This is a genomic window from Moraxella sp. RCAD0137 (assembly GCF_002894025.1).
Lineage (GTDB): Bacteria > Pseudomonadota > Gammaproteobacteria > Pseudomonadales > Moraxellaceae > Moraxella > Moraxella porci.
This window is the reverse complement of sequence record NZ_LTCC01000011.1, coordinates 37,230-60,816: the sequence shown is the minus strand read 5'-3', so window position 1 is coordinate 60,816 and position 23,587 is coordinate 37,230. Positions and strand designations below refer to the sequence as shown.

General features: G+C 46.6%; 17 protein-coding genes, 1 tRNA gene and 1 pseudogene. 7 read left to right on the top strand and 12 right to left on the bottom strand.

All coding sequences use genetic code 11. From position 1 onward, the window contains the following. The 4 genes and pseudogenes from AZ602_RS10310 to rpsU all read left to right on the top strand — a co-directional run. Positions 1-104: pseudogene (locus tag AZ602_RS10310) on the top strand (RNA-guided endonuclease TnpB family protein); the annotation flags it as partial. Positions 105-194: 90 nt separating this feature from the next. Continuing rightward, the gene (locus AZ602_RS07675; protein WP_103034411.1) at positions 195-9,014 is read left to right on the top strand and encodes a YadA-like family protein; all 8,820 of its coding nucleotides are present in this window, start codon (positions 195-197) and stop codon (positions 9,012-9,014) included. A 72-nt stretch (positions 9,015-9,086) separates the two neighbouring features. Then, positions 9,087-10,019: an OmpA family protein gene (locus AZ602_RS07670; RefSeq protein ID WP_103034410.1), complete on the top strand. Its 933-nt coding sequence runs from the start codon at positions 9,087-9,089 to the stop codon at positions 10,017-10,019. Positions 10,020-10,241: 222 nt separating this feature from the next. Further along, positions 10,242-10,457 (top strand): 30S ribosomal protein S21, encoded by a 216-nt coding sequence (gene rpsU / locus AZ602_RS07665; RefSeq protein WP_003657016.1) that lies wholly within the window; start codon positions 10,242-10,244, stop codon positions 10,455-10,457. A gap of 116 nt (positions 10,458-10,573) precedes the next feature. Here rpsU and minE read toward each other — a convergent pair whose 3' ends face one another. The 5 genes from minE to AZ602_RS07640 form a co-directional block, all read right to left on the bottom strand. Beyond that, on the bottom strand, positions 10,574-10,849 hold the full coding sequence (minE, locus tag AZ602_RS07660) for a cell division topological specificity factor MinE (RefSeq protein WP_078318428.1): 276 nt from the start codon (positions 10,847-10,849) through the stop codon (positions 10,574-10,576). Between the two features lie 2 nt (positions 10,850-10,851). Then, the gene (gene minD / locus AZ602_RS07655; protein ID WP_078318429.1) at positions 10,852-11,667 is read right to left on the bottom strand and encodes a septum site-determining protein MinD; all 816 of its coding nucleotides are present in this window, start codon (positions 11,665-11,667) and stop codon (positions 10,852-10,854) included. A 186-nt stretch (positions 11,668-11,853) separates the two neighbouring features. After that, complete coding sequence (minC, locus tag AZ602_RS07650) at positions 11,854-12,627, bottom strand: septum site-determining protein MinC (RefSeq protein WP_103034409.1); 774 nt, start codon at positions 12,625-12,627, stop codon at positions 11,854-11,856. 78 nt (positions 12,628-12,705) lie between these two features. Next, positions 12,706-13,812, bottom strand: coding sequence for a hypothetical protein (locus AZ602_RS07645; RefSeq protein WP_199174107.1), 1,107 nt, complete (start codon positions 13,810-13,812; stop codon positions 12,706-12,708). A 112-nt stretch (positions 13,813-13,924) separates the two neighbouring features. Beyond that, entirely contained in the window at positions 13,925-14,881 is a 957-nt protein-coding gene (locus AZ602_RS07640) for an acyltransferase (RefSeq protein WP_103034408.1), read from the bottom strand. Between the two features lie 464 nt (positions 14,882-15,345). Here AZ602_RS07640 and AZ602_RS07635 point away from each other — a divergent pair, with 464 nt between their 5' ends. Continuing rightward, complete coding sequence (locus tag AZ602_RS07635) at positions 15,346-15,999, top strand: OmpA family protein (RefSeq protein ID WP_103034407.1); 654 nt, start codon at positions 15,346-15,348, stop codon at positions 15,997-15,999. A gap of 211 nt (positions 16,000-16,210) precedes the next feature. On the opposite strand, the gene AZ602_RS07630 is transcribed toward AZ602_RS07635, so the two are convergent. Beyond that, positions 16,211-16,510 carry a hypothetical protein gene (locus AZ602_RS07630; protein ID WP_103034406.1) on the bottom strand — a complete coding sequence of 100 codons (300 nt, stop codon included), beginning with the start codon at positions 16,508-16,510 and terminating at the stop codon, positions 16,211-16,213. Between the two features lie 328 nt (positions 16,511-16,838). On the opposite strand from AZ602_RS07630, the gene AZ602_RS07625 reads away from it, so the two are divergent. After that, positions 16,839-17,363, top strand: a complete 525-nt coding sequence (locus AZ602_RS07625) for a cytochrome c5 family protein (RefSeq protein WP_103034405.1) — start codon at positions 16,839-16,841, stop codon at positions 17,361-17,363. A 211-nt stretch (positions 17,364-17,574) separates the two neighbouring features. On the opposite strand, the gene AZ602_RS07620 is transcribed toward AZ602_RS07625, so the two are convergent. The 6 genes from AZ602_RS07620 to gatC form a co-directional block, all read right to left on the bottom strand. After that, positions 17,575-17,651: transfer RNA gene (locus AZ602_RS07620), tRNA-Pro, on the bottom strand. A gap of 236 nt (positions 17,652-17,887) precedes the next feature. Continuing rightward, entirely contained in the window at positions 17,888-18,376 is a 489-nt protein-coding gene (locus AZ602_RS07615) for a hypothetical protein (protein ID WP_103034404.1), read from the bottom strand. Positions 18,377-18,441: 65 nt separating this feature from the next. Next, positions 18,442-19,911 (bottom strand): Asp-tRNA(Asn)/Glu-tRNA(Gln) amidotransferase subunit GatB, encoded by a 1,470-nt coding sequence (gene gatB, locus AZ602_RS07610; RefSeq protein WP_103034403.1) that lies wholly within the window; start codon positions 19,909-19,911, stop codon positions 18,442-18,444. Between the two features lie 33 nt (positions 19,912-19,944). Continuing rightward, positions 19,945-20,886, bottom strand: a complete 942-nt coding sequence (locus AZ602_RS07605) for a class A beta-lactamase BRO-2 (protein WP_003665544.1) — start codon at positions 20,884-20,886, stop codon at positions 19,945-19,947. A gap of 54 nt (positions 20,887-20,940) precedes the next feature. Further along, complete coding sequence (gene gatA / locus AZ602_RS07600) at positions 20,941-22,428, bottom strand: Asp-tRNA(Asn)/Glu-tRNA(Gln) amidotransferase subunit GatA (protein WP_103034402.1); 1,488 nt, start codon at positions 22,426-22,428, stop codon at positions 20,941-20,943. 50 nt (positions 22,429-22,478) lie between these two features. Then, on the bottom strand, positions 22,479-22,769 hold the full coding sequence (gene gatC, locus AZ602_RS07595) for an Asp-tRNA(Asn)/Glu-tRNA(Gln) amidotransferase subunit GatC (RefSeq protein ID WP_078254917.1): 291 nt from the start codon (positions 22,767-22,769) through the stop codon (positions 22,479-22,481). A gap of 170 nt (positions 22,770-22,939) precedes the next feature. Here gatC and AZ602_RS07590 point away from each other — a divergent pair, with 170 nt between their 5' ends. Further along, complete coding sequence (locus AZ602_RS07590) at positions 22,940-23,587, top strand: nucleoside triphosphate pyrophosphatase (RefSeq protein WP_103034401.1); 648 nt, start codon at positions 22,940-22,942, stop codon at positions 23,585-23,587.

The window sequence follows — 23,587 nt, the reverse complement described above, 5'->3', positions numbered from 1 at the left end:
CTTGTGCAAAGTGTGGCACATGGCATGATAGAGATATTAATGCCAGTCGGAACATTCTTGCGGTCGGGCTTGGCCGTCTGGGAGCAGGAATCCCCTCACTTTAGGGAGGGGAGGAAGTCAAATGATGTCTCAATTGGTTTACTAAGCGAAGGTGCTTGGTAGTTGAGTTATTGTAATCCATGTAAGGAAAACCTATGAACAATATTTATCGTGTGATTTGGAACAAATCCACTCAAACATTCCAAGCGGTATGCGAATACGCCAAAGCCCAAGGCAAAGGCGGACAAGGTGCAACAGGGGAGATTGAATCACCTGTAAAATCCCTAAAATCCACCTATAAAGTCTTAACGTTATCCATCATATCCTGCTTGGGGATTTTTACCTCATCTCAGGTGATGGCGGCGACACTTACTGGAGCAGTAGATTGTACATTTAATACTGATGGACAGCTTGCTTGTGGAGATAATACAACACAATCCCATACCAAGAATTCGATAGCTGTGGGTACTTCGGCAGCGGCGGGTTCTGCTACACCACCAACGTTAGCACAAATATTTCCTGATTATAGTGTACCGAGCACTATAGGGTATGCATCAGAAGTCTACAGCGACGGTACCAATTACTATTTAAAGAAGGATGATGGTACGTATCGCAAGTTGTCACTGAATAACACTAACAAAACAATCACTGTGGAGAGTACGTCGATTTCTACCCTACCTTTGGGTGCAACAACATTTCTCAGTACAGATGCCACTGCTGTCGGTTCAAGTGCACAAGCAACAGGGCTAAAGTCGGTTGCCGTCGGTTCAAGTGCACGAGCAACAGCTACTGACTCCATGGCACTAGGCTCTGGTGCTCGGGCAGCAGGTGGAAATGCAACTGCAGTGGGGAAAAATGCTAATGCCTCAGCAGTTGGTGCTATTGCAGTTGGTGCTAGTGCATCATCTACCAGTACAAACTCAATTGCAGTTGGTGCTAATGCATCAGCCCCTAGTATAAGTTCGGTTGCAATTGGTGATCAATCCAATGCTAAAGGAACTAATGCTTTGGCAATTGGCGGGTACTGGTCAGGCAGAAGTGCAGCAGCCTCAGCTGATGGAAATCAAGCTGTTGCGGTTGGTGCTGCGTCAAAGGCAGAAGGTTCTCAATCTTTAGCTTTTGGACCCAATGCTCAAGCAAAAACTCAAGCTATTGCCATTGGTGGAGATACATTTGCCACAGGGAATACGTCAATAGCTATTGGTGCAGATGATCTAGATGATGTTATTAAAAATCAAAACGTAGGACCTGTATACAAAGGTTTAACGAATAAGGATTTAGGTGTTTCAGGCAATTATGTTTCTACTAAAGCAGCAGGAGATGGCTCAATTGTTATTGGGGCTAAAGCTTTAAGCTCTGGGCATTTAAGTACTGCTATTGGTGCAACAAGTGAAAGTGCAGGATTTGCCTCAACAGCGATTGGTATCGCTGCTAAATCACAAGGAGATACATCTGTTGCCATTGGTACGGGTACACAAACATTTACAGCTGCCTCTATTGCCATTGGCCGTAATGCAGTTGCTGGTATTGCAAATAGTACAACCAATTTACAAGCCATCGCCATCGGTGATGGAGCACGGGCGACGGGTAACCAGTCTATCAGTATTGGTACAGGTAATGTTGTTTCTGGTAATAACTCAGGGGCATTTGGTGATCCTACAACAATTACTGGTACAGGCTCATACAGCGTAGGTAACAACAACACCATCGCCACCAATGATACTTTTGTCGTAGGTAGTAATGTCACCACCACGCTAGACAACTCAGTATTCCTAGGTAAAGACGCTGCTTATGTGGCGAAAGGTACGACCTCAGACGGCGTGGGTGCGGTAACCGAGCCTGTTGCTATTAATGTAGGTAATAAAGACGGTGACAAACTGACTTATACGGGCTTTGCTGGTAAGACGCCTGTTGGCGTGGTCTCTGTCGGTGCGGCAGGCAAAGAGCGTCGTATCCAAAATGTCGCAGCAGGTCTGATTTCTGCGACTTCTACTGACGCGATCAATGGTAGTCAGCTGTATGCAGTAGCAAGCACACTAGGTGAGCAAGTTGAAAATACTTATTTTCATGTCAATACAGGTGCTAATGCAGGTACAGGTAATGCAACGACTAACTTGGGTAAGATCACAGATGCAGCGGGTGCGGGTGCAACAGGTGCAGTTACCGCAGGTATGAACACCATTGCCAATACCACGAACAGCGTTGCCATCGGCCAAGCGGCAAAAGCAGGTGGCGCTGAGAACTTCAGCAACTGGGCGAATCTGATTAATCCGGCAACCGGTGCGAAATTCGCCAGCGAGCAAGAGCTGCGTGATTACTTTGCTGCCAACCAAAATCCTAATAACCAAGTTTATCGTGCCGTGGTCGGCAAGATGAGCAATGTCGCTATCGGTCATGGTGCAGTCGCCGAAGGTGGCCGCAATATCTCGATCGGTGAATTCGCTGGCGTAGGTACTGCGGATAACTGGAATATCCATAATGTGAATATCGGCTCAGAAGCAGGCCAAAACTCGAAAAAAGACTATAGCGTCGCTATCGGTTATCGTGCTGGTGCGCTGACCGAAGCGCAGCAGCTAACTCAAGAAGCTACGTTGGACGGTGCTCGCGACCCTAGCATCCTAATCGGTAAACAAGCCGGTGAAGGTACTGTGGCTTATGGCACTGTGGCAATGGGTGCAGAAGCAGGTAAAGACATTTCTGATGTTCGTTCTGTGCATAATATCGCCATCGGCCGTAATGCTGGTGAGGGCGTATCGTCTAACGATGGCAGAAATGAGCCATTCTCAACCTTTGGCTCAGGTGCTAACATCATGATGGGTGCGAGCGCAGGTCGTGGCTTATCTGGTGATGGCAATGTGGCGATTGGTAACTTGACCGGTCGAGGCACAATTGGCGATAACAATATCCTGATGGGTCACCTGGCAGGTTCTACCTCAACATCTAACCGCTCTATTATTATGGGCCCACAGTCTGGTCACAACACTGCAAACAACGACCGCAACGTATTGATCGGTAACTTTGTAAACGGTGGTACAAGTTTCAATGGTAAATCAATCCGTAATGCAGTTGGTATCGGTTCATCAGCCATTGCTTCAGGTAATGAATCTGTTGCGATTGGCCGCTCAGTAAAAGCTAGCTCAGAATCTGCAACAGCGATGGGTCATCTAGCTAAGGCTATCAATACTCAAACTATTGCAATTGGTACTAATTCAGAATCTGCTGCTGATAAAGCAATCTCTATCGGCTCGGGAGCTTTTGCAGGAAGTGAAGAATTAATCACAGCACGTGATAATGCTTACACTGCAGCTTACCAAACGGCATATGATGAATATCTAGCTGATAATAATGTAACCAAAGATACTGCTAGTGCAGAACAGTTAAAGAAAGCTACGGAAGAAGCTGTTAAGGCGGGTAATAAAGCATTCAACGATGCGGAAGCAGCTTATTTGGCTGATGCAAATAACCAAAGCAAAGGTATTAATGCTATTGCAATTGGTAATAAAGCAATTGCAGGCGCTGCAAATTCGATCTCTATCGGTACTGGTAACTTGGTTGAGGGTGAAAACTCTGGCGCCATCGGCGACCCATCTATCGTAAAAGGTACCAACTCTTACTCATTAGGTAACAACAACGCCATCGGTTCAACAACTGATAACGCCATCTCAATTGGTGGCCAGAACAACGTTGGTGGTACTGCAAACACGCGTGATGATAATGGCATTATCACTATCGCTGGTGGCATAACTGACGGTGCAACTGCCAGTCGTTCAATGGTTGTTGGCTTTAAAAATACTGTAAACTCTGATGATGTTATGGTATTAGGTAACAATGTTACAGTTGCTGATGGTCATGAAGGCGCTGTTATCCTAGGTAAAGATTCTGGTACAGCAGGTTCTCACGCTATTGAAAATACTACAACTGCAACCGTAGGTAATATTACTTATGGTGGTTTCGCTGGTAATGTATCAAGCGCTGGCATGTATGTAAGTGTAGGTCAAAATGACGGCAGTGCTAGCGTAATTGAGCGTAAGATCATTAACGTTGCAGCAGGTAATATTTCTAATACATCTACCGAAGCTATCAATGGTTCACAGCTATACGCTACTCAAGGTGTTATCAATAACGTAGCTAACTCAGTAGCTAACGTACTAAATCCAAGTGATTCTAATGTAGATGAAAATGGCAATGTAACCGCTAACTTTACTGTTAATGGCAATACATATAATAATGTCCAAGAAGCATTGGAAAATGTTGATACTGATACCGTAACCGTTGTTCAGTCTGAAGATAAGTCTGTCACTGTCACTAAGAAAGACAATGATGCAGATGGCAACACTGTTTACGATGTTGCGGTAGCAAAAGCGAAATTGGCGCCAAATGAAAATGGTTCGGTGAATAACACCAACCCTGAAGGTAATGAGAATAGCTTTGTTACAGGTGATGATGTTGCCAATGCCATCAACAACTCTGGCTTTAACTTAACAACTTCAGCATCAGAGGGAGAAGTTGATGGCACAAGTGAAGAGCTAATCAACCCAGGTGAAACTGTAACCATCGATGCCGGTAAGAACATTAAGCTGACTCAAGCTAATGGTAAAGTTACCGTTGCTACAACTGATAATGTTGTCTTTGAAAATGTTACCGCAAACACGGTTAACGTAGGTGGCAATACAGTAACAGGCGATGCCATTACCGTAAACGGCACTACTGTTAACAACATCAACGAAGCAATCAACCAAACTGCGGAACAAGCGTTTAAACCGTTGACCTTCACAGGTGACAGCGGCTCAACCAACCGCAAACTGGGCGAGACCTTTGCGATTGTTGCAGGTAATGCAACCGATACATCGACCAAAAACTTAAAAACCACGGTAACAGACGGCCAAGTTGAAATCAGCATGACCGAAAACCCGGAATTCAAGAACATTACTGCAACCGAAAGCGTCATCATCGGCGATGTGAACGGCGACAGCACCACACTGACGTCAACGGCAGACGGTCTGAATGTCGGTGGCGACAAGATCACCAACGTAGCAGCCGGCGAAGCGGATACCGATGCGGTGAATGTAAGCCAGCTGAAAAAGGCACAAGCTGCGGCCACCACCAAAGTTGAGGCAGGTGACAACGTAGTAGTGACTGAGACTGGCAATCCTGATGGCAGCACCACTTACACCGTGGCGACCGCCAAAGCCCTGAACGTTGACAGCGTCACCGCAGGCGATACTGTGATTAACAACGATGGTCTGACCGTAGGCGATATCACTGTGACCAACGCACCAATTACGGTCAACGGCACTACTGTTAACAACATCAACGAAGCAATCAACCAAACTGCGGAACAAGCGTTTAAACCGTTGACCTTCACAGGTGACAGCGGCTCAACCAACCGCAAACTGGGCGAGACCTTTGCGATTGTTGCAGGTAATGCAACCGATACATCGACCAAAAACTTAAAAACCACGGTAACAGACGGCCAAGTTGAAATCAGCATGACCGAAAACCCAGTGTTCAAGACGGTAACAGCGACTGACAGCATGACTGTAGGTGGTGTATTTGATGCAGATGGTAATCAAGTCGGTAGCCCGATTGTGCTTGATACGACTGTAGTTGACAATAAAGTGATCAACACCATCAGCAACCTAACGACGACACTACCAGAGCCAAGCGAGGTTGATGGCGGTAAGTCAGGTACCTTACCTGAAAATATTGTCAAAACCAATGCGGCGACAATGGGTGATGTACTAAATGCTGGCTGGAACCTAAAAAATAACGGCGCAGCTCGTGATCTAGTCACACCTTATGATACAGTAGACTTCGTTAATGGTACTGGCACGACGGCTGTTGTAGAAAATACAGATGGCAAGACAAGCACTGTTAAATACAATGTCAATGTCGATGACACGACCGTTGAGGTAGATGACAATGGCAACATTGCAGCAGTCACCAGCGACATCACTACCGATACCAACGGTGTAGCGACAGCAACAACGCCATCATCTCTAGCAACAGCAGGCGATGTGGCAGAAGCAATTAACGCTTCAGGCTTTAACATCATCGGTGCAGGTAATAATGCTGGTGGTGCGTTTGCTAACGAGCTAATCAACCCAGGCGATACTGTAACTCTAGAAGCAGGTAAAAACCTAACTGTCGCTCAAACCAACGGCAAGTTTGTGTTTGCAACTGCAGATGATGTTGAGTTTAACAATGTCACCGTAAATGATACATTGACAGTAGGTCCTGTTACCATCAACCAAGATGGTATTGATGCAGGCGATACCAAGATCACTAATGTTGCAGCAGGTACTGACGCTACAGACGCAGTGAATGTTAGCCAGTTGGAAAAAGCTCAAGCAGCGGCGACGACTAAAGTTGCAGGCGACCAAGGCGTATCAGTCACACCGACCACCAATACCGATGGCAGTACCACTTACACCGTTGCAGCCAAAACTGATGGCACGACTGTAAAAGTGGAAAATGGCAATATCACAGCAGTCACCAGCGATATTACTACTAACACTGATGGTAAGGTAAATACACCAGCAGCGCCAAATGCACTAGCAACAGCAGGTGATATCGCTAATGCGATTAATAACTCTGGTTGGAACTTGCAAGCTGAAGGCACTGCAGGCCAAGAGCTAATCAACCCAAGTGATACCGTAACCTTCAAAAAAGGTAGCGAGAACCTAACTGTTGCTCGTACGGGTAGCGACATCACTTATGATTTAGCAAAAGACATCAATATCAATAGCGTACAGTTCAATGATGGCCCGAAAATCACTAACGATGGCGACAACATCAGAGTTGGCGACAAGCTTGGTAATCCGACCAAAATCACGAATGTTGCAGCTGGCACAAACCCTAATGACGCAGTAAATGTCAGCCAGCTAAAAGCTGCTCAAACTGTCGTAGAAGGTGATCAAGGTGTTACAGTGACTGCTGGCAAACCTGATCCAGATACTGGCGCAACCACTTACACTGTGGCAGCCAAAACTGATGGCACAACTACCACGGTTGATAAGAATGGCAATATTGCAGCGATAACCAGTGATATCACCACTAACACTAGCGGTGTAGCGACGGCAACGACGCCAGCGTCACTAGTAACTGCAGGCGATGTGGCAAAAGCGATTAATGCGTCAGGCTTTACGCTTAAAACTTCTGAAATTGCTGGTGGTAAGAAAGTTGCTGGTGGTGATGAGCTGATCAACCCAGGCGACACTGTGGAAATGATTGCTGGCAAAAATATGCAAGTCACTCAGGAAATCAATGGTAAAGTCACCTACGCAACCAAAGATGAAGTTGAGTTTAATAAAGTTACTGTAGGACCAGTTACGATTAACAATGCTACAGGTATCGATGCTGGTAATACAGCCATCACCAATGTGAAAGCAGGTGTAGCAGGTACAGATGCCGTGAATGTCAGCCAGCTAAAAGCTGCTCAAACTGTCGTTGAAGGTGATCAAGGTGTTACAGTGACTGCTGGCAAACCTGATCCAGATACTGGCGCAACCACTTACACTGTAGCAGCCAAAACTGACGGTACGACTGTTAAAGTAGATGGCAATGGCAATATTGCAGCAGTGACCAGCGATATTACTATTGACTCAAATGGTAGCGTTGGACCTGTGACTGGTACCAGCTTGGTAACTGCAGGTACAGTAGCAAATGCGATTAACAACTCTGGTTGGAATTTGTTAAATAATGGTGCGCATAAAGATCTGGTTCGCCCGTCTGATAAGGTGAACTTCATCAATGGCGCAGGCACAACTGCTACCGTAACTACAGATGGTACATCTAGCACGGTTAAATATGATGTTAATGTGGACAATGACACCATCCAAATCAAAGATGGCAAGTTAACCGCAACCGTTAAGGATACCAACACGGTCACAACTGTAACTGCAGGTGATAACATCGAAGTTAAGCCAGAAACTGATCCTAATGGTAACACTACTTACACAGTAGCTACTAAGAAAGATGTGAACTTTGATAGTGTGACTGTAGGTCCAGTTGTTATCAATAAAGACGGCATCAATGCTGGTGATAAGAAAATCACCAATGTGGCAGCTGGTGATATCTCTGCTACCAGCAAAGATGCGGTCAACGGTAGCCAGTTGTACTCTGCGATTAACAATATCAATTCAAGTATCTCTGCTTCGAAAGAAGAAGTGACTTCGAATGATAAGTCGGTGACTGTGACCACTACGCAAAATGCAAAAGGTGCCAATGTCTATGTTGTATCGGTCAATGTGGATGGCACGACCATCACCAAAGATGCGACCACAGGTGCTATCAAGGCGAACACCACACCATTAACTAACACTGATGGTAAGGTAAATACACCAGCACCACCAAATGCACTAGCAACAGCAGGTGATATCGCTAATGCGATTAATAACTCTGGTTGGAAACTAGCTGCTGATGGTACAACAGGTACTGAGCTAATCAACCCAAGTGATACAGTAACCTTCAAAGCTGGCAGCAAGAACCTAACTGTTGCTCGTGATGGTGCGAACATCACTTATGATTTGGCTCGTAATATCAATGTAGATAGCGTTCAAATCGGTGCTGACGGTCCAAAAATCACGAACGATGACGACAACATCAGAGTTGGTGATAAAGACGGTAATGCCACCAAGATCACCAATGTCGCCCAAGGCGTCGATGCGACTGATGCTGTGAATGTCAGCCAGCTACAAGGCATGGCACAGCACATCAACAACCGCATCGATGGCGTGGCTGATGATGCCAACTCAGGTGTCTCATCAGCGATGGCGATGGCTGCTTTGCCACAGGCGTACATCCCAGGTAAGTCTATGCTGACCGGTGGTATCGCCAGCTACAATGGCGAAGGCGCGGTGGCAGTGGGCTTCTCGAAGCTGTCTGACAACGGCCGCTGGGTGCTAAAAGTGTCTGGCTCTGCCGACACCCAAGGCAACGCAGGCGGTGCAGTGGGTGCAGGCTTCCACTTCTAAGCCATCATCAGGATGCTTGTGCTAACGGGTGCAAGCATCCCCCGATTTATTATAGATTTTTAAGGGTATATTATGAAAAAGTTACAAGGTCTAAGCATCTTGGCAGTCTCGGTACTGGCCATCACAGGCTGTATGGGCACTAAGCAAGTTAGCCAAAATATCTCAAGCCAAGGCACCATCGCGGCCGAAGACATCTATTTTCCAGAGCTCAATAAAGCCTGGCAAAAAGACGGTCAATTCCCAAACCGTGAAAACCTATCTAAGATCCGCCCGGGCGTCGCCAAAGATGAGCTGTATCAGCTGATTGGTCGTCCGCATTTTAATGAGTCGAACCGCGCGCGTGAATGGGACTATATCTTAAAGTTCTATCAAGCCGATGACAGCGTCAAAGTGTGCCAATATAAAGTCATCTTTGATGAAAACTTCCGCGGTCAAGAATTCTACTGGCTGCCAGCTGACTGTGCGCAGTACGCCAAGCCGCCAGCGGCAGGTCAGACTATCATCGTCAATCAACCAGCGCCAGCACCATTGGCACCGATCGCCCAAGAGCGCATCAACTTGGCTGCCGATGCACTGTTCAAGTTTGACAAGTGGAAAACCGAAGACATGCTACCAGCAGGCCGTGCTAGCCTAGATGAGCTGGCCATCAAGCTACTTGAGTGGGAAAAACGCGGTGACAGCCGTGTCAGCCTAGTAGGTCACACCGATCGCCTAGGTTCGGATGAGTATAACATGGGTCTATCACAGCGCCGTGCTGAGACTGTCCGTACTTATCTGATCAGTCGTGGTGTCAATGCAGCGACCTTGACCGCAGCTGGTGCAGGTGAGCTACAGCCACTACCTGAAGTGGTCTGCTCAGATGCGATGCCGCGCGATCAGCTGATCAAGTGCCTACAGCCGAACCGCCGTGTGACTGTCGATGTGGCTGTCTATGCTCGTACCGCTGAGGGCATGCAAGAGATCCAACAAGGCCGTGATTATCAAAACTTCAATCAAGGTCAATGATCTGATCTTTTGATTGATAAACAAGACCCAAACACTGATTTGGGTCTTGTTTTTTTATTTAAGAACGCGTATAATATCCGCTGTTTTGTCTATCTGGATAAGACAGCCTGATAAGGGCGATTTTATTTCCGATCTGAGCTGATGCCTGCACCAAGACAGCAGTGCTATATACTTAATAATACAGCCAGATTGATGCCACCCGTCTTGATTATGGAGTATCCCATGCCTTCAGTTAAGGTAAAAGAAAACGAACCAGTTGATATCGCGATCCGTCGCTTTAAGCGTGCTTGCGAAAAAGCAGGCGTCCTAGCCGATGTTCGCAAAAAAGAATTCTTCGAAAAGCCAACCCAAGAGCGTAAGCGCAAAAAAGCTGCCGCCGTGAAGCGCTACAAGAAAAAAGTATATCGTGAGCAAGTGCGTCATCAACGCAAATACTGATCTGTCAGTCACTCAGTTATCCGAAGCCCCAAATCTCATTTGGGGCTTTTTATTTTAGCATTGACCATAAAAAAGCGCAAAAGCCATCGGCCTTTGCGCAGTGTATCACTGACCGATTATTTACGATCAGGCAAGCTGATATTCATCTCAAGCACATCCAGATTGTCTTCATGACGATGATTGATATTTAAATCATCGATGCTGACACCATTGACATACTTATTCACCACCGCCAAGATCTCGCGCTTCATCTGCTCGATGCGATCAGCGGTCAGGCGGGTGTTTAGGCGATCGTGACTGGCGACGATGACTTTTAGGCGATCTTTGGCGATGTCGGCACTGTTCGAGCCTGTGTTACTGCCAAATAGGGTACTCCAAAATCCTTTTTTCATTATTAACCCCCGAACAATCTTTCAAAGAAGCCTTTTTTCTTCACTTCCAGATGGCGCAGTGGCACTTCTTCGCCCAAGAATCGTGCGACGATGTCATCATAGCATTGACCAGCAGCCGAGTCGGTGAAATGAATGACAGGCTGGCCTTGGTTAGAGGCTTCTAGTACAGCATTACTTTCTGGGATGATGCCGATCAAAGGCACGCGCAAGATCTCATCGGCGATGGTATGATAGTCCATCATCTCACCTTCAGAGGCTCGCTGTGGGTTGTATCGAGTGATGACCAGATGCTCGCGCACGCTGCCGCCTTCCTCGACTTTTTTGGTGCGGCTTTGGAGGATGCCGATGATGCGATCTGAATCGCGTACTGAAGATACTTCAGGGTTGGTGACGATCAGTGCTTCGTCAGCATGATACATCGCCAGCTGCGCACCGCGCTCGATGCCTGCTGGGCTATCACAGATAATATAATCAAAGCCCATGTCTTCAGACAGCTCTTTCATCACTTGAGCCACGCCTTCATCAGTCAGCGCATCTTTATCGCGAGTCTGAGAGGCAGGCAGAATGAATAGGTTGTCATATTGTTTGTCTTTGACCAGTGCTTGTGCCAGTTTGGCATTGCCGCTGATGACATCGACGAAATCATAGACGATGCGGTTTTCGCAGCCCATGATCAGATCTAGGTTGCGCAGGCCCACATCGAAATCGATGATGACAGTTTTAAAGCCGCGCTTGGCCAGACCTGCACCGAATGATGCGCTGGTAGTGGTTTTGCCGACACCACCTTTACCTGAGGTTACTACTACGATTTTTGCCACAATGGCACTCCTTAAATAAACATGCAATTAAGCGGCCACATAGGCTGATGACCGCGTAAAATTTGCCCAAATATAGCATATCAATAGCATAGCATATTTGGGGGTTTTCATCAATTCATCTGTCAGTTTTCTGATGAGTTTGAGTGGGGCAGCATTGGGCTGATTTTTGGCCATCACCGCATTGGTCTATAGCTGAGTGAGTAGGGTAAACACCAGTCCGCGCTCTTCATCATAAGTCACCTGCACCGCTTGATCGATCATCTCGGTGGGGATGGCGTCTCTTAGACAGTAAGTGCCTGCTACAGATACCAACGAGGGATTGAATTTTTGACAAAAAATGCGCGCATCTTTATCGCCAGTTGCGCCTGCCACCAAGCGACCCAGACCGCGACCATAGATGTGCAGGCTGTTATCGGTGATGGCTTCGGCACCATCATTGACGCCGCCGATAATGGTTAGATCGCCACCCAGATGCTGTAAGCTCTGACCCGATCGCAGCATCTGTGTGTGGATGCCGCTTTTTAGATCGCGGCTGTGATCTTGGGCGGTGGTCAAGGTGGTGCCTTGTTGGGTGTTGGCGGCAGCGGCGGAGATGGCGGTATCTTTATCACTGGCATCGGTGCTTGGCGCAACGGTCACAGGTTTGCTGTCGGTGTTTGGCAGGCGTTCGATGCGCTTGCCATCGGCAGGCAAAATCGCCATGCGCAGATCGCGGGCTTGTGCATCGAGTACGCCGCTGACCACGCCGATGGGCTGCACATCCATCATCCACAGCATGTCAATCAGTGCATCCAACTCAAGCTCGACGCTGCTGTCGATGACGATGGGCAAGCCACTGGCGATGGGATTGTCGGTCAGCACTTGTTGCAATTCGCGGCGGATCAGCTGTAGATCGTCGGTTTGGAGTTTCAGGCGGCTAAAAGTGAGCATTTTGCCAAATAAAGTCACGGCTTGAGTCATGGAAGTTGCCTTGATTAATCAGTTGTTATTGCCATTTATTGTAGCATTTTTTGGCGAATGAAAAAAGCGCTAAAGCCATCACAGCGGCAGTTGCTGAGCGTGTTTCCATTGCTGAATTTTCACCTGCGCCTCAAAAGATGTCAGCACATCTTCGATCACCTCGTTGATCAGTGCCTGCACCTCAGGCGTGGTGGTGTCGATCTGTGAGACACCTTGGGCGATTGAGATCATCAGACCATCAAGGGTGTTGTCATCAAACAGATGCTGGTTGATTGCGGTGGTGACATTCTCACCGATGCTGCGCCCGATGGTGTGGATTTCAGATTCGATCAGCGTGCCTGCGATGGGAATCAGCTTTAGGTATTTGCGCAGTTGTGGCGTGTCAGTCAGTGCCTTTTCGACCGCGTGGCCGATGTCGGTAGCCAGTTTTTCACCTTGATGCGCCAGTAGCGCTGCCTGCAGTCGCGGCACCAGTTCACTGCGCAAGAGGCTTAACACAGCGCTTTGGATGTGCGCACGGTTGTTATGGATCGTCTGATGCACCAGTTTGCTGCTGTCGGCATTGGGACGATTCATCTGTGCCCGAAAATTATCGATGGCTGTTAAGATCACGCGGTCAGACAGCTCTTCTAATAGGATGTGATAATAAAATTTGCCAGAATCAACCCAGCGCTTGGGAATGACCTGAATGCCCATGCGATGCAGTCGGCGGATGATCACTGCAGCTCTGAGCAGTCTGAGCGCTCGCAGCGCAGGAAACGTGCCCAGCACCTCGTACCAATGCACAAAAGGAAAGAAAAACCAGCGATAATAAGTGCGGCGATGGATCGCCAAAGCCCAGCGCACCAAGATATCCATCACCCAAAACAGCGTAAAAAATCCACCGATGGTCGCAATGCTCAAATGATGTACCTGCTGATATGCCGCCAAGCTTGATGACAGTCCAAGCCACTCGGCGACGCGCACCGCAAAGCCGCTCATCAAGACATTATCGATCGCGATCAGCGCCAGATCGACCAATAGCAACACCAGCATGCTGATGTCATAGCCAAGCTTCGCGCGGTTCGGTGGACGGTCTGGCTCTTTATCATGACCATAAAATGGGATCACATCCTCAGGCAGATGCGCTTGCTGAGGCATGCCAAACTCATCAAGCTTGGGTGTGGTGGGTGGGTGCTGTGCCATGGTACTACCTGCAATGACAAAATTAAATTAAAAAACATCTAAGCCAACTTAAGCCAATGAATTGAGGCGATGGCAGCTGCAATGGGCGTGTAAATGGACAATCACAGATGGCCTAAGCGTCTGCAAACTCTGCCAAGCGTGCCTCGATTTTAGCATCTTTGGCTTGCCATAGCTCATCAAGCCAAGCATACAGCGCTGCTTTGATTTGCTCATCGGTGTCATACGCGCCTTGTTTTAGCGCGGCTAACAGCGTCTCATCAGGGCTAACAAAGTCAATATCCACCGATAATCGGGTCAGCTTACCCGACCACAGATCGGTATATTCTGGCGCGCCATCAGGATAGACGATGGTCATGTCTAAGATGCCATCGATCTCATGACCAAGACTGGCCAATGCCAAAGCAAAGCCACCTGCTTTGGGCTTTAGTAGGTGCTGATAAGGTGAGGCTTGTTTGGCGTGCTTGGCCTTGGTAAAACGCGTACCCTCCAGATAGTTTAGCAGCACAAAAGGCTTGCCGCTCAGCGACTGACAGGCGCGGCGTGCTTCATCGAGATCACGACCTGCCAGCGCAGGATTTTTGGCTATTTGCTCTTTGGTGTGACGCTTCATCATCGGAAAATCTAGGAAATAAAAAGTCTGACCGACGATGGGGATGTAGATGAGTTCGTGCTTGGCAAAAAACCGTGTGATCGGCAGCGAGCCTTCGCTGATGTACTGGATGATGCTGGTATCGACCCAAGATTGATGGTTGCAGATCAGCAGATATTTACCATTAGGATCCAGTGATTCTGGCAGGGTGACGCGCCAATCTTTGGTGGGCAGCACTTTATCGATCAGCAGATTGTTGGTATGGATCCAGCGGTTGGCGATGCCGATGACGGCTTTATCGGCAGCGGCAGATCCTGTAAGCATTTTGGTGATGCCAGCGCCAATCACAGGCGCGCCCATCAGCAGGCTGTTAGCGGCGATGGTGCCGGTGCTGGTCACCAAAGACAGCTTTTGGGCAAGTTTTGGCTGGGTGTGATGCAGCTTTTCAAAAAAACTCAAGGTTTTGCGTGATTTGGTCATGGCGCCCCCAAATTAAACGGAGTAAATGTTACATAATGTTTCAAAATCGCAGCAAGGCAGCGGATTTTGTACACGGTTGTACATAGTTTACCAAACTCTGCGAAAAATCGGGTAAAAATTGCCAAAATCTGTGGTGATTATGGCAATTTTTATCCTAAAGTTGAAAAAATTTGTAACAATTTGGCTGAGCTGATTGATAAATTGGTGGGTTTTGGATAAGTTTTGATCAAATTTTCCATGACAAATGGAAAAACTAGCACAAATTGACCCATTTATCGCGAAAATGTGGAACAAATAAGCAAAATTTACCCAGTTAAAATAATAAAAACATCACAGCCAAGCTACACGACTTATACAGACAAGCAAGAAATCAGGTGCATAATAACAGCAAGCAAGACAAACACAGGTATGATTCATGCCTGATTTATTAACCGTCTGATAACAACAGACAAAAGGAGTTCATTATGAAACTTAAAGCATTAGGCGTAACCGTATTGGCATCAAGTGTCGCTTTGGCAGGTTGTGCAAACACTGGCACAGGCACCGCTACCCCAAATAAAGCCGTGCTAGGCGCAGTCGCTGGCGCACTGGGCGGTGCTGCGATTTCAAAAGCTACTGGCGGTGAAAAAACTGGCCGCGATGCTGCCATCGGCGCAGCAGTGGGTGCAGCAGCAGGTGCTTACATGGAGCGCCAAGCTAAGCAAATCCAGCAACAAATGGCAGGCACAGGCGTGACTGTTAACCATGACACCACCACGGGTAACATCAACCTGACCATGCCAGGCAACATCACCTTTGCACATGATGATGCGACATTGAACAGCGCATTCTTGGGTAGCCTAAATCAATTGGCAGCCACCATGCGTCAATATGGCGAAACCACCATCGTGGTAGCAGGCCACACAGATTCAACTGGCCAAGCCGCTTATAACCAAGCATTGTCAGAGCGTCGTGCTGCTGCTGTGCGTAACTACTTGGTTAGCCAAGGTGTATCAGCCAGCCGTATCCAAATTGTCGGCTATGGCATGCGTCAACCAGTGGATACCAACGCAACTGAAGCTGGCCGCGCTAAAAACCGTCGTGTTGAGCTGACCATCTTGACGCCACAAAACATGTAATCCCTATCATCTGTGCAACGCGCAGACTGATAGAGGATACAAGATCGCCCAACTGCTTTAAGTTTGGCGGTCTTTTTTTGTGCTACGATCTTTATTTAGGCTGTGCCAAGAGTGAATAAAGTAGTGCAGAATCTGCCATAAAAAACGGACAACCTGTCGATCATCCGCTGTATGCTAAGCCATACGAAGAGGGCTGGATTGTGCCGTTTGATTATTGCGCGGTTTGGTTTGCCTGCTCGATGGCGGCATCGATTTGCTGTTGGGTTTTGTCATCGATGCTGTCGGCTTTTGGGTATTGGCCATTGACCGCTTGAGTGGCTTTCATGTCCTCAAGTGCCGCATCGGCTTTGGTTTGAGCATCATAATTTGGGCCTTCGCCAATCGGATAGACCGTGGTGTCAACTTGTGAAAAGTTGCTTTTTTTGTTCATGATTTTATCGGCAGTGGCTGTCATGGCATTGCAGCCTGTTAGGGCGATGGCAGCAGCAGCGATGCAGGCGATGGCTTTCATAAAAACTCCTTAAATTTTTTGAATAACGATCAATCAGTCATCGATATGTATAGTAAACTACGCTGATTGTGGGATGTTGGCAGTATTTTACTCTTTTGTGAGGGTTTTTCATTAGGTGTTTTGTAATTGCTTTTTAAATGACTAAGAAAATCTTAAATGACTGAGCAAATCGATGGGTTTGTTGAATGCATAAAAGATGTATTTTAAATGAATAATTTATGCACTTTTGTGCGTGCTTATGTTAAAATAAGTGTCAGGCATTATTAAGATGCATCATTTTGGCGACCCAAAGACGAAGATGGGCTCTATCGAATATTATGGAGGGGTTATGAAATTAATCGATCAAACCAAACAGCTGGTACTACCTGCTTGCATCGCCATCGTGCTTGCGGCATGTGGCAGCGAAGAGCCAGCAGCGACTACGACCACCCAAGCTGCCGCACCTGCTGCCACTGCCACCACCCAAAGCACTGCCGAGGCCACTCAGCCAGACACGGCTGCCCAAAGCCCACAACCAGCAGCGACCACAGCAGAGCCAGTAACAGCTGCCAGCGTCAGCCAAGACAGTGAAGCGGCGGCATCAGCGGCTGCACCTGTCGAGGCGCTGTCCATCGAAGAGGGTAAGCAGCGCTATGAGGCGACTTGTAAGGTCTGCCATGATGCAGGTCTGCTCGATGCGCCTAAGCTTAGCGCCAAAGAAGAATGGCAAAAACGCTTGGCCGCCAAAGGACTTGAGACGCTACAAGCCAACTCCGCCAAAGGCTTTAATAAGATGCCAGCCCAAGCGGTCGGTGATGTCAGTGAGGCTGAAGTTTATGCTGCGGTGAATTACATCATCCAAACCACTCAGTAATGCATAAAAAAACCGACTTAACAAAAGGCTTGTCTGTGGATAGGCCTTTTATTTTTGGTTGTGTAAATCTCATAAAACCGATACCAACCACGATGCCAGCATTTGTTAGCATTTAACGGGGTTGTATGAGGTTATACAGGCAATCAAAAGCGCTGTAAGCCTTGAAAAATAAAGGGTGCTGCACTCAATGCAACACCCTGAAATTAATGTTTGGTCGGAATGATAGGATTTGAACCTACGACCCCTTGCACCCCATGCAAGTGCGCTACCAAGCTGCGCTACATTCCGTAAGCCCTATATTGTAGCGGATTTTGCTGATTTGGCAAGTGGTTTTTTTGTGGGTTTGGGTAAAATGGCATTTGGCCAAAAAAGTTGTGGGCGGTTGATTTTATACGTGAATGGTTATAGATAAAAAACAACGGACTGCCGATGGGATATTGCATAGCGAAGTATTTGGATGATTTTTAGGACAATGTCATCTTGCTGAAATTCAGAATGCTCCAACGCCTGAATGACGGCTGTCATCACATACCTGCGATAATCTCCATAAATGCCCAAAATAGCAAGAAAATAATGTTGATCAAAATAATTAAAAATATGATACCGGCATTGGCTTGATACTTGAAATATATTTTGGATTGTTGATTAATCCAAAATATATTACTAATTAACATGACCAAACAATAAATAGGTGTCAAGCGGATGATGTCATCAAATGCTGTCTGCCGTGAATCAAATAAATGCAAATAAGAATTTTGGGGAATGATAAAAAATACAGACAAGCTAATCAATAATGGAATGATATACCCAACAATCAAGCGATGGCGTGTATTGGCTCTGGATAGTATTAAGCTTGTAATAAAAAAGATGGCACAGCAGACAAAAAAATCCCAAGAAATTGCCCAGCCTATCCAATAGCCATGACCTAAACTATAAAGACTATACTGCAGATGTATATGATACAAAATAAATAACACAGCACTGCTAGCCATCCATAATATAATCAATTCCATCAATTATCGCCTTTATTTGTTCGTATTAATAAGCCCCAAACACACGGTATTTGGGGCTTAGTTGATTAACCAATCAGCTTTTTCATCAGTTCATTGACTTGGGCTGGGTTTGCCTTGCCACGAGACGCTTTCATCACTTGACCGACCAAGCCGTTAAAGGCTTTTTCTTTACCGCCTTTATATTCATCCACCATCGCTTGATTATTTGCCAAGACTTCTTTGATGATGGCTTCGATGGCGCCGGTGTCGGTTTCTTGCTTGAGTCCGTGCTCCGCAATGATGTCATCGGCTGATTTGTCAGATTCCCACAGATAGCCGAACACTTCTTTGGCGATTTTGCCACTGATGGTGTTATCGGTGATGCGAGCAATCATCCCTGCCAGACGCTCGGCACTGATTGGGGATTGATTGATTGTCAGCTCGTTTTTATTGAGTGCGCCTGACAGCTCGCCCATCACCCAGTTGGCGGCGATTTTGGCGTGCTGATTGCCAGTGATGGCAATGACTTCCAAGAAATAATCGGACAATTCACGGCTGCCATTTAATACATTGGCATCATAGGTAGATAGTCCAAATTCATTCACGAAACGCTCTTTACGTACGCTTGGCAGCTCTGGCATATCGGCTTTGACTTTTGCCAAAGTCTCATCACTAATCACCACGGGCAATAGGTCAGGGCAAGGGAAATAGCGGTAGTCATTGGCTTCTTCTTTGGTACGCATCGCACGGGTTTCATCACGCTCAGGGTCGTATAGGCGAGTGGCTTGCACAACTTTACCGCCGTCTTCGATGACATCGATTTGGCGTTCGATTTCTGATTTGATAGCACGCTCGATGAAGCGGAATGAGTTTAGGTTTTTAAGCTCACAGCGTGTACCAAATGGCGTATTTGGCTTGTGTACTGAGATATTGATATCAGCACGGAACGAGCCTTCTGCCATGATGGCATCACTGATGCCTAGCCAAGTGACCAATTCATGAATGGTCTTGACATAAGCGACCGCCTCGCCAACCGAACGCATATCAGGCTCAGAGACGATTTCAATAAGCGGTGTGCCAGCACGGTTTAGATCCACGCCCGTCATGGCTGGCACAGCGTCATGCACCGATTTGCCCGCATCTTCTTCTAGGTGAGCACGGGTGATGCCGATGCGTTTGGTGTATTCGTCCTTTTGTCCTGCGTTGACTAGGATGTCAATATAGCCTTTGCCGACGATGGGATTTGCCATTTGGGTGGTTTGGTAGCCCTTTGGCAAATCAGGGTAAAAGTAGTTTTTGCGGTCAAAGGTATTGTACATACCCAGCTCAGCATTAACGCCTAGACCGAATTTGAGCGCACGCTCAATCACGCCTTCATTGAGCACGGGCAAAGCCCCCGGAAAACCCAAATCCACGATGGTGGCTTGGGTGTTCGGCTCTTGCCCAAAGGTGGTGGGGGCGTTTGAAAAGATTTTGCTGTCGGTGTTTAATTGGCAATGGATTTCAATACCAATCACGACTTCATAGCCGTCAATTAGGGGGGCTTGTTGGGTCATAAATTTTCCTATTCACTATAAAAATTTAATGGATTATAAAAATGGATAAATTTCTTTACCAATTTGTGCCATTATTTCATCTTTTTGATTTTTAAAACCAAGGGATTTACCATCATGGGGCTGGGTGATAAATAGGCTGATAAAATAAGGTTTATTATTTTCATTCCAAATCACAGCAATGATATTTTTTGATTCACTACCTGTGCCTGTTTTGTCGCCAATTCGCCAATTTTTTGGTAAATATTTTCTCAATAAATTATCAGCAACTTTATCGTTGATAAGCCAAGTTATCAACTGTTCTTTGCTTTGATTGGATAGGATATTGCCTACAATCAGTGCTTTTAGGCTTTTTGTGTAAGGAATTGGTTTTGCGGTATCACTGGTTTCACCATAATGTGAGCGATTTAATAAAGGTTCATTATTTGCCAGCACCATATCCGCCCCAATCTCTTTCAAAAATTGATTGAATGCAGTCAAACCCCCAATTTTATCCAACAAGATATTAGCAGAACCATTATCACTCAGTGTTATGGTAGCTTCGCACAATTCACTAATAGAAATTGGTTTATTCTCATCAAAGTATTTTTTACAGACAGGAGAATATTCTATCAAATCGCTTTCTTTAATGATGATTTTTTCGTTTAAATCCAATTTTTCTTTATCTACAAGTAATAATATATGACTTGCAATAAAGGCTTTAATGGTACTATTAACAGGAAAATATTCATTACCACGATGACTGGATAGTTCACCATTGTCAGCAATAATCGTCATACCAATTTTGGCATTAAATTTATTTTCCCAAATTGGCAATATCTCTTTTAATTTATTTTGTAATAAATTTGGATTGTTTGTTATCTTGTCATCGGGCAAATAATCATCAGACAAATTCGTTTTACATCCAGTTAATAAATTGCCAGAAAAAATAATAGGTAGTGCCAATAAGGTTTTTTGTAAAAAATGACGGCGTTGCATCATTATCCCCTTTTATTGTTTAGGATAAATTTATCATTTATCCCAAGTTCAAAATCACTTCACTAAATCCGCCATCTCTTGATGAAACTCGGTATTCGCCTGATAAATATGAGCGGTTTTTAATAGTTCGCTTTCCGCCCAATGCTTGCCAATGAGTTGTAAGCCTACAGGCAAACCGTTCGCTTGTCCCACAGGGTGCGATAGGGCGGGCAGACCTGCCAAGTTTACACCAATGGTATATACGTCAAGCAAATAAATGCTGGCAGGGTCAAGGCTTTCGCCCAATTTATAGGCAACCGTTGGGGCGGTGGGGCTGGCGATGATGTCGCATTTTTCAAACGCCTTTTTAAAGTCGTCCACGATGAGACGGCGAACCTTTTGGGCTTTGGTATAATAAGCGTCAAAATACCCTGCCGATAGGGCATAAGTCCCCATGATGATACGGCGTTGCACTTCTGCCCCAAAGCCTTCGGAGCGTGAACGGGTGTATAGGTCGTGCAAATCTTTGGGATTTTCACAGCGATAGCCAAAACGCACGCCGTCATAACGAGATAGGTTTGAGCTGGCTTCGGCAGGGGCAAGCAGATAATAAGTAGCAAGCGTTACCGCAGGGTCGGTGATGTCCACTTTCACGATTTCTGCTCCTAGCTCTTCGTATTTGGCTAGGGCGGTACGAATGGATTTTTCTACTTCGCTATCAAGACCTGCCCCAAAATATGCCTTTGCCACGCCAATTCTTAAGCCTGCCAAGGGTTTTTCTTGGCTAAGTTTGTTTTGGGCGTCGTGGATGGCGGTGATATAGTCAGGTGTATCAGTTTTGATGCTGGTGGCGTCTTTGGGGTCGTAGCCTGACATCGGTTGTAATAAATACGCACAATCTAGAGCAGATTTACCAAACGTACCTGCTTGGTCAAGGCTTGAGGCATAGGCAATCATGCCATAGCGAGAGACACGTCCATAGGTTGGCTTGATACCTGTAATCCCACAAAATGAAGCGGGCTGACGAATTGAGCCACCCGTATCAGAGCCTGTCGCCACAGGTACAAAGCCTGCTGCCACCGCTGCTGCCGACCCGCCTGACGACCCCCCTGGTACACGCCCCAAATCCCAAGGATTATGCACCGCTCCATAGTAGGATTTTTCGTTGTCCGAACCCATGGCAAATTCATCCATATTAAGCTTGCCAAGGCTTACCATGCCTGCCTTTTGGATATTTTCTACAATGGTGGCATTATAAGGCGAGACAAAGTTATAAAGCATTTTTGAGCCACAAGTGGTCAGTACCCCTTGAGTGCAAAAAATGTCTTTGTGTGCCATCGGAACGCCAAGCAAAGGACGGCTGTCGCCTTTGGCACGCAAGTCATCGGCAAGTTTGGCTTGCTTGCGAGCCAAATCGGCAGTTACGGTAATAAAGCTGTTAATTTCTTTATCAAAACTGTCAATGCGACTGAGTAGGTGGTCGGTGAGTTCAAGGCTAGAAAAGTCTTTGTTGGCAAGCCCTGTAATTATTTCTTGTACAGATAAAGTATGTAAATTTGACATAATAAACTACTTAAAAAATAAAGATAAATAAAATTAAGATAAAGAATGGATTATTCAATCACTTGTGGCACAAGGTATAAGCCATCTGCCGTGCTTGGTGCAACGGATTGATTGGCGGTGCGGTCAATGTCGGTGGTCGGCACATCGGCACGCAGGGTTTGGCTAGATTCGTGAATATTGGCAAGTGGGGCGACGCCGTCGGTATTGACCGAGCTTAAGATATCCATCATCGCTAGGATTTTGCTGATGTCTTTGGCGTAGTCGGCTGCTAGGTTGTCATCCACTTTTAGGCGTGCCAAATTGGCAACCGATAGGATGTCGTCCGAAGTAAGTTGGCTCATGGTTTTTCCTTGAGATAAAAATAAGAAAAAAATCAGCACCATTGTACCATAGCTTGCCATGAGTACAAAGTGATGGATAGAAATCTGCGCTGATGACGATTTGATTTGACCAAGTCTATGAAAAGGTGGATAATTGCCACACTTTTATCACCGACACTGGATTAACCCGCATGAACACAGCCACACGCCCAGCCATCATCCTAGCATCGACATCACCACGCCGTAGAGAGCTGCTTAGCCAAGCAGGGATTGAGTTTATGACGGTGGGTGTGGATATCGATGAATCGTGGCTGGCAGGCGAGACGGCAGATGCCTATATTCGCCGTATGGTGATGACCAAAGCTGATGCGGTGATGGCGGATGCGACTTTGCCAAGCGAGTGTATTGTCATCACTGCCGATACCATTGGTGTACTTGATGACGGTGAAGTCTTGACCAAACCTGTGGATCAGGCGGATGCCTATCGGATGTGGGATCGATTGTCGGATACGACGCATGAGATCTGGACGGCGGTGTGCTTGACACGATTATCACAGGGCGAACGCATAGATCGGCAGTATTTGTGCGAGCGTACCGAAGTTGAGTTTATCAAGCTTAGCGATACTGATAAAGCCAGCTATTGGCAGACAGGCGAGCCGCAGGATAAGGCAGGTGCATATGCCATCCAAGGCGGTGCAGCAGCATGGGTGAGTGCGATTCGTGGCAGCTATACCAATGTGGTTGGGTTGCCATTGGCACAAGTAGTTCAAAAAATCAAAGCAATGCAAGGCTTAGCTGTCGCCAATGATAGATCGATTAGCCATCATAATAAGCCCTAA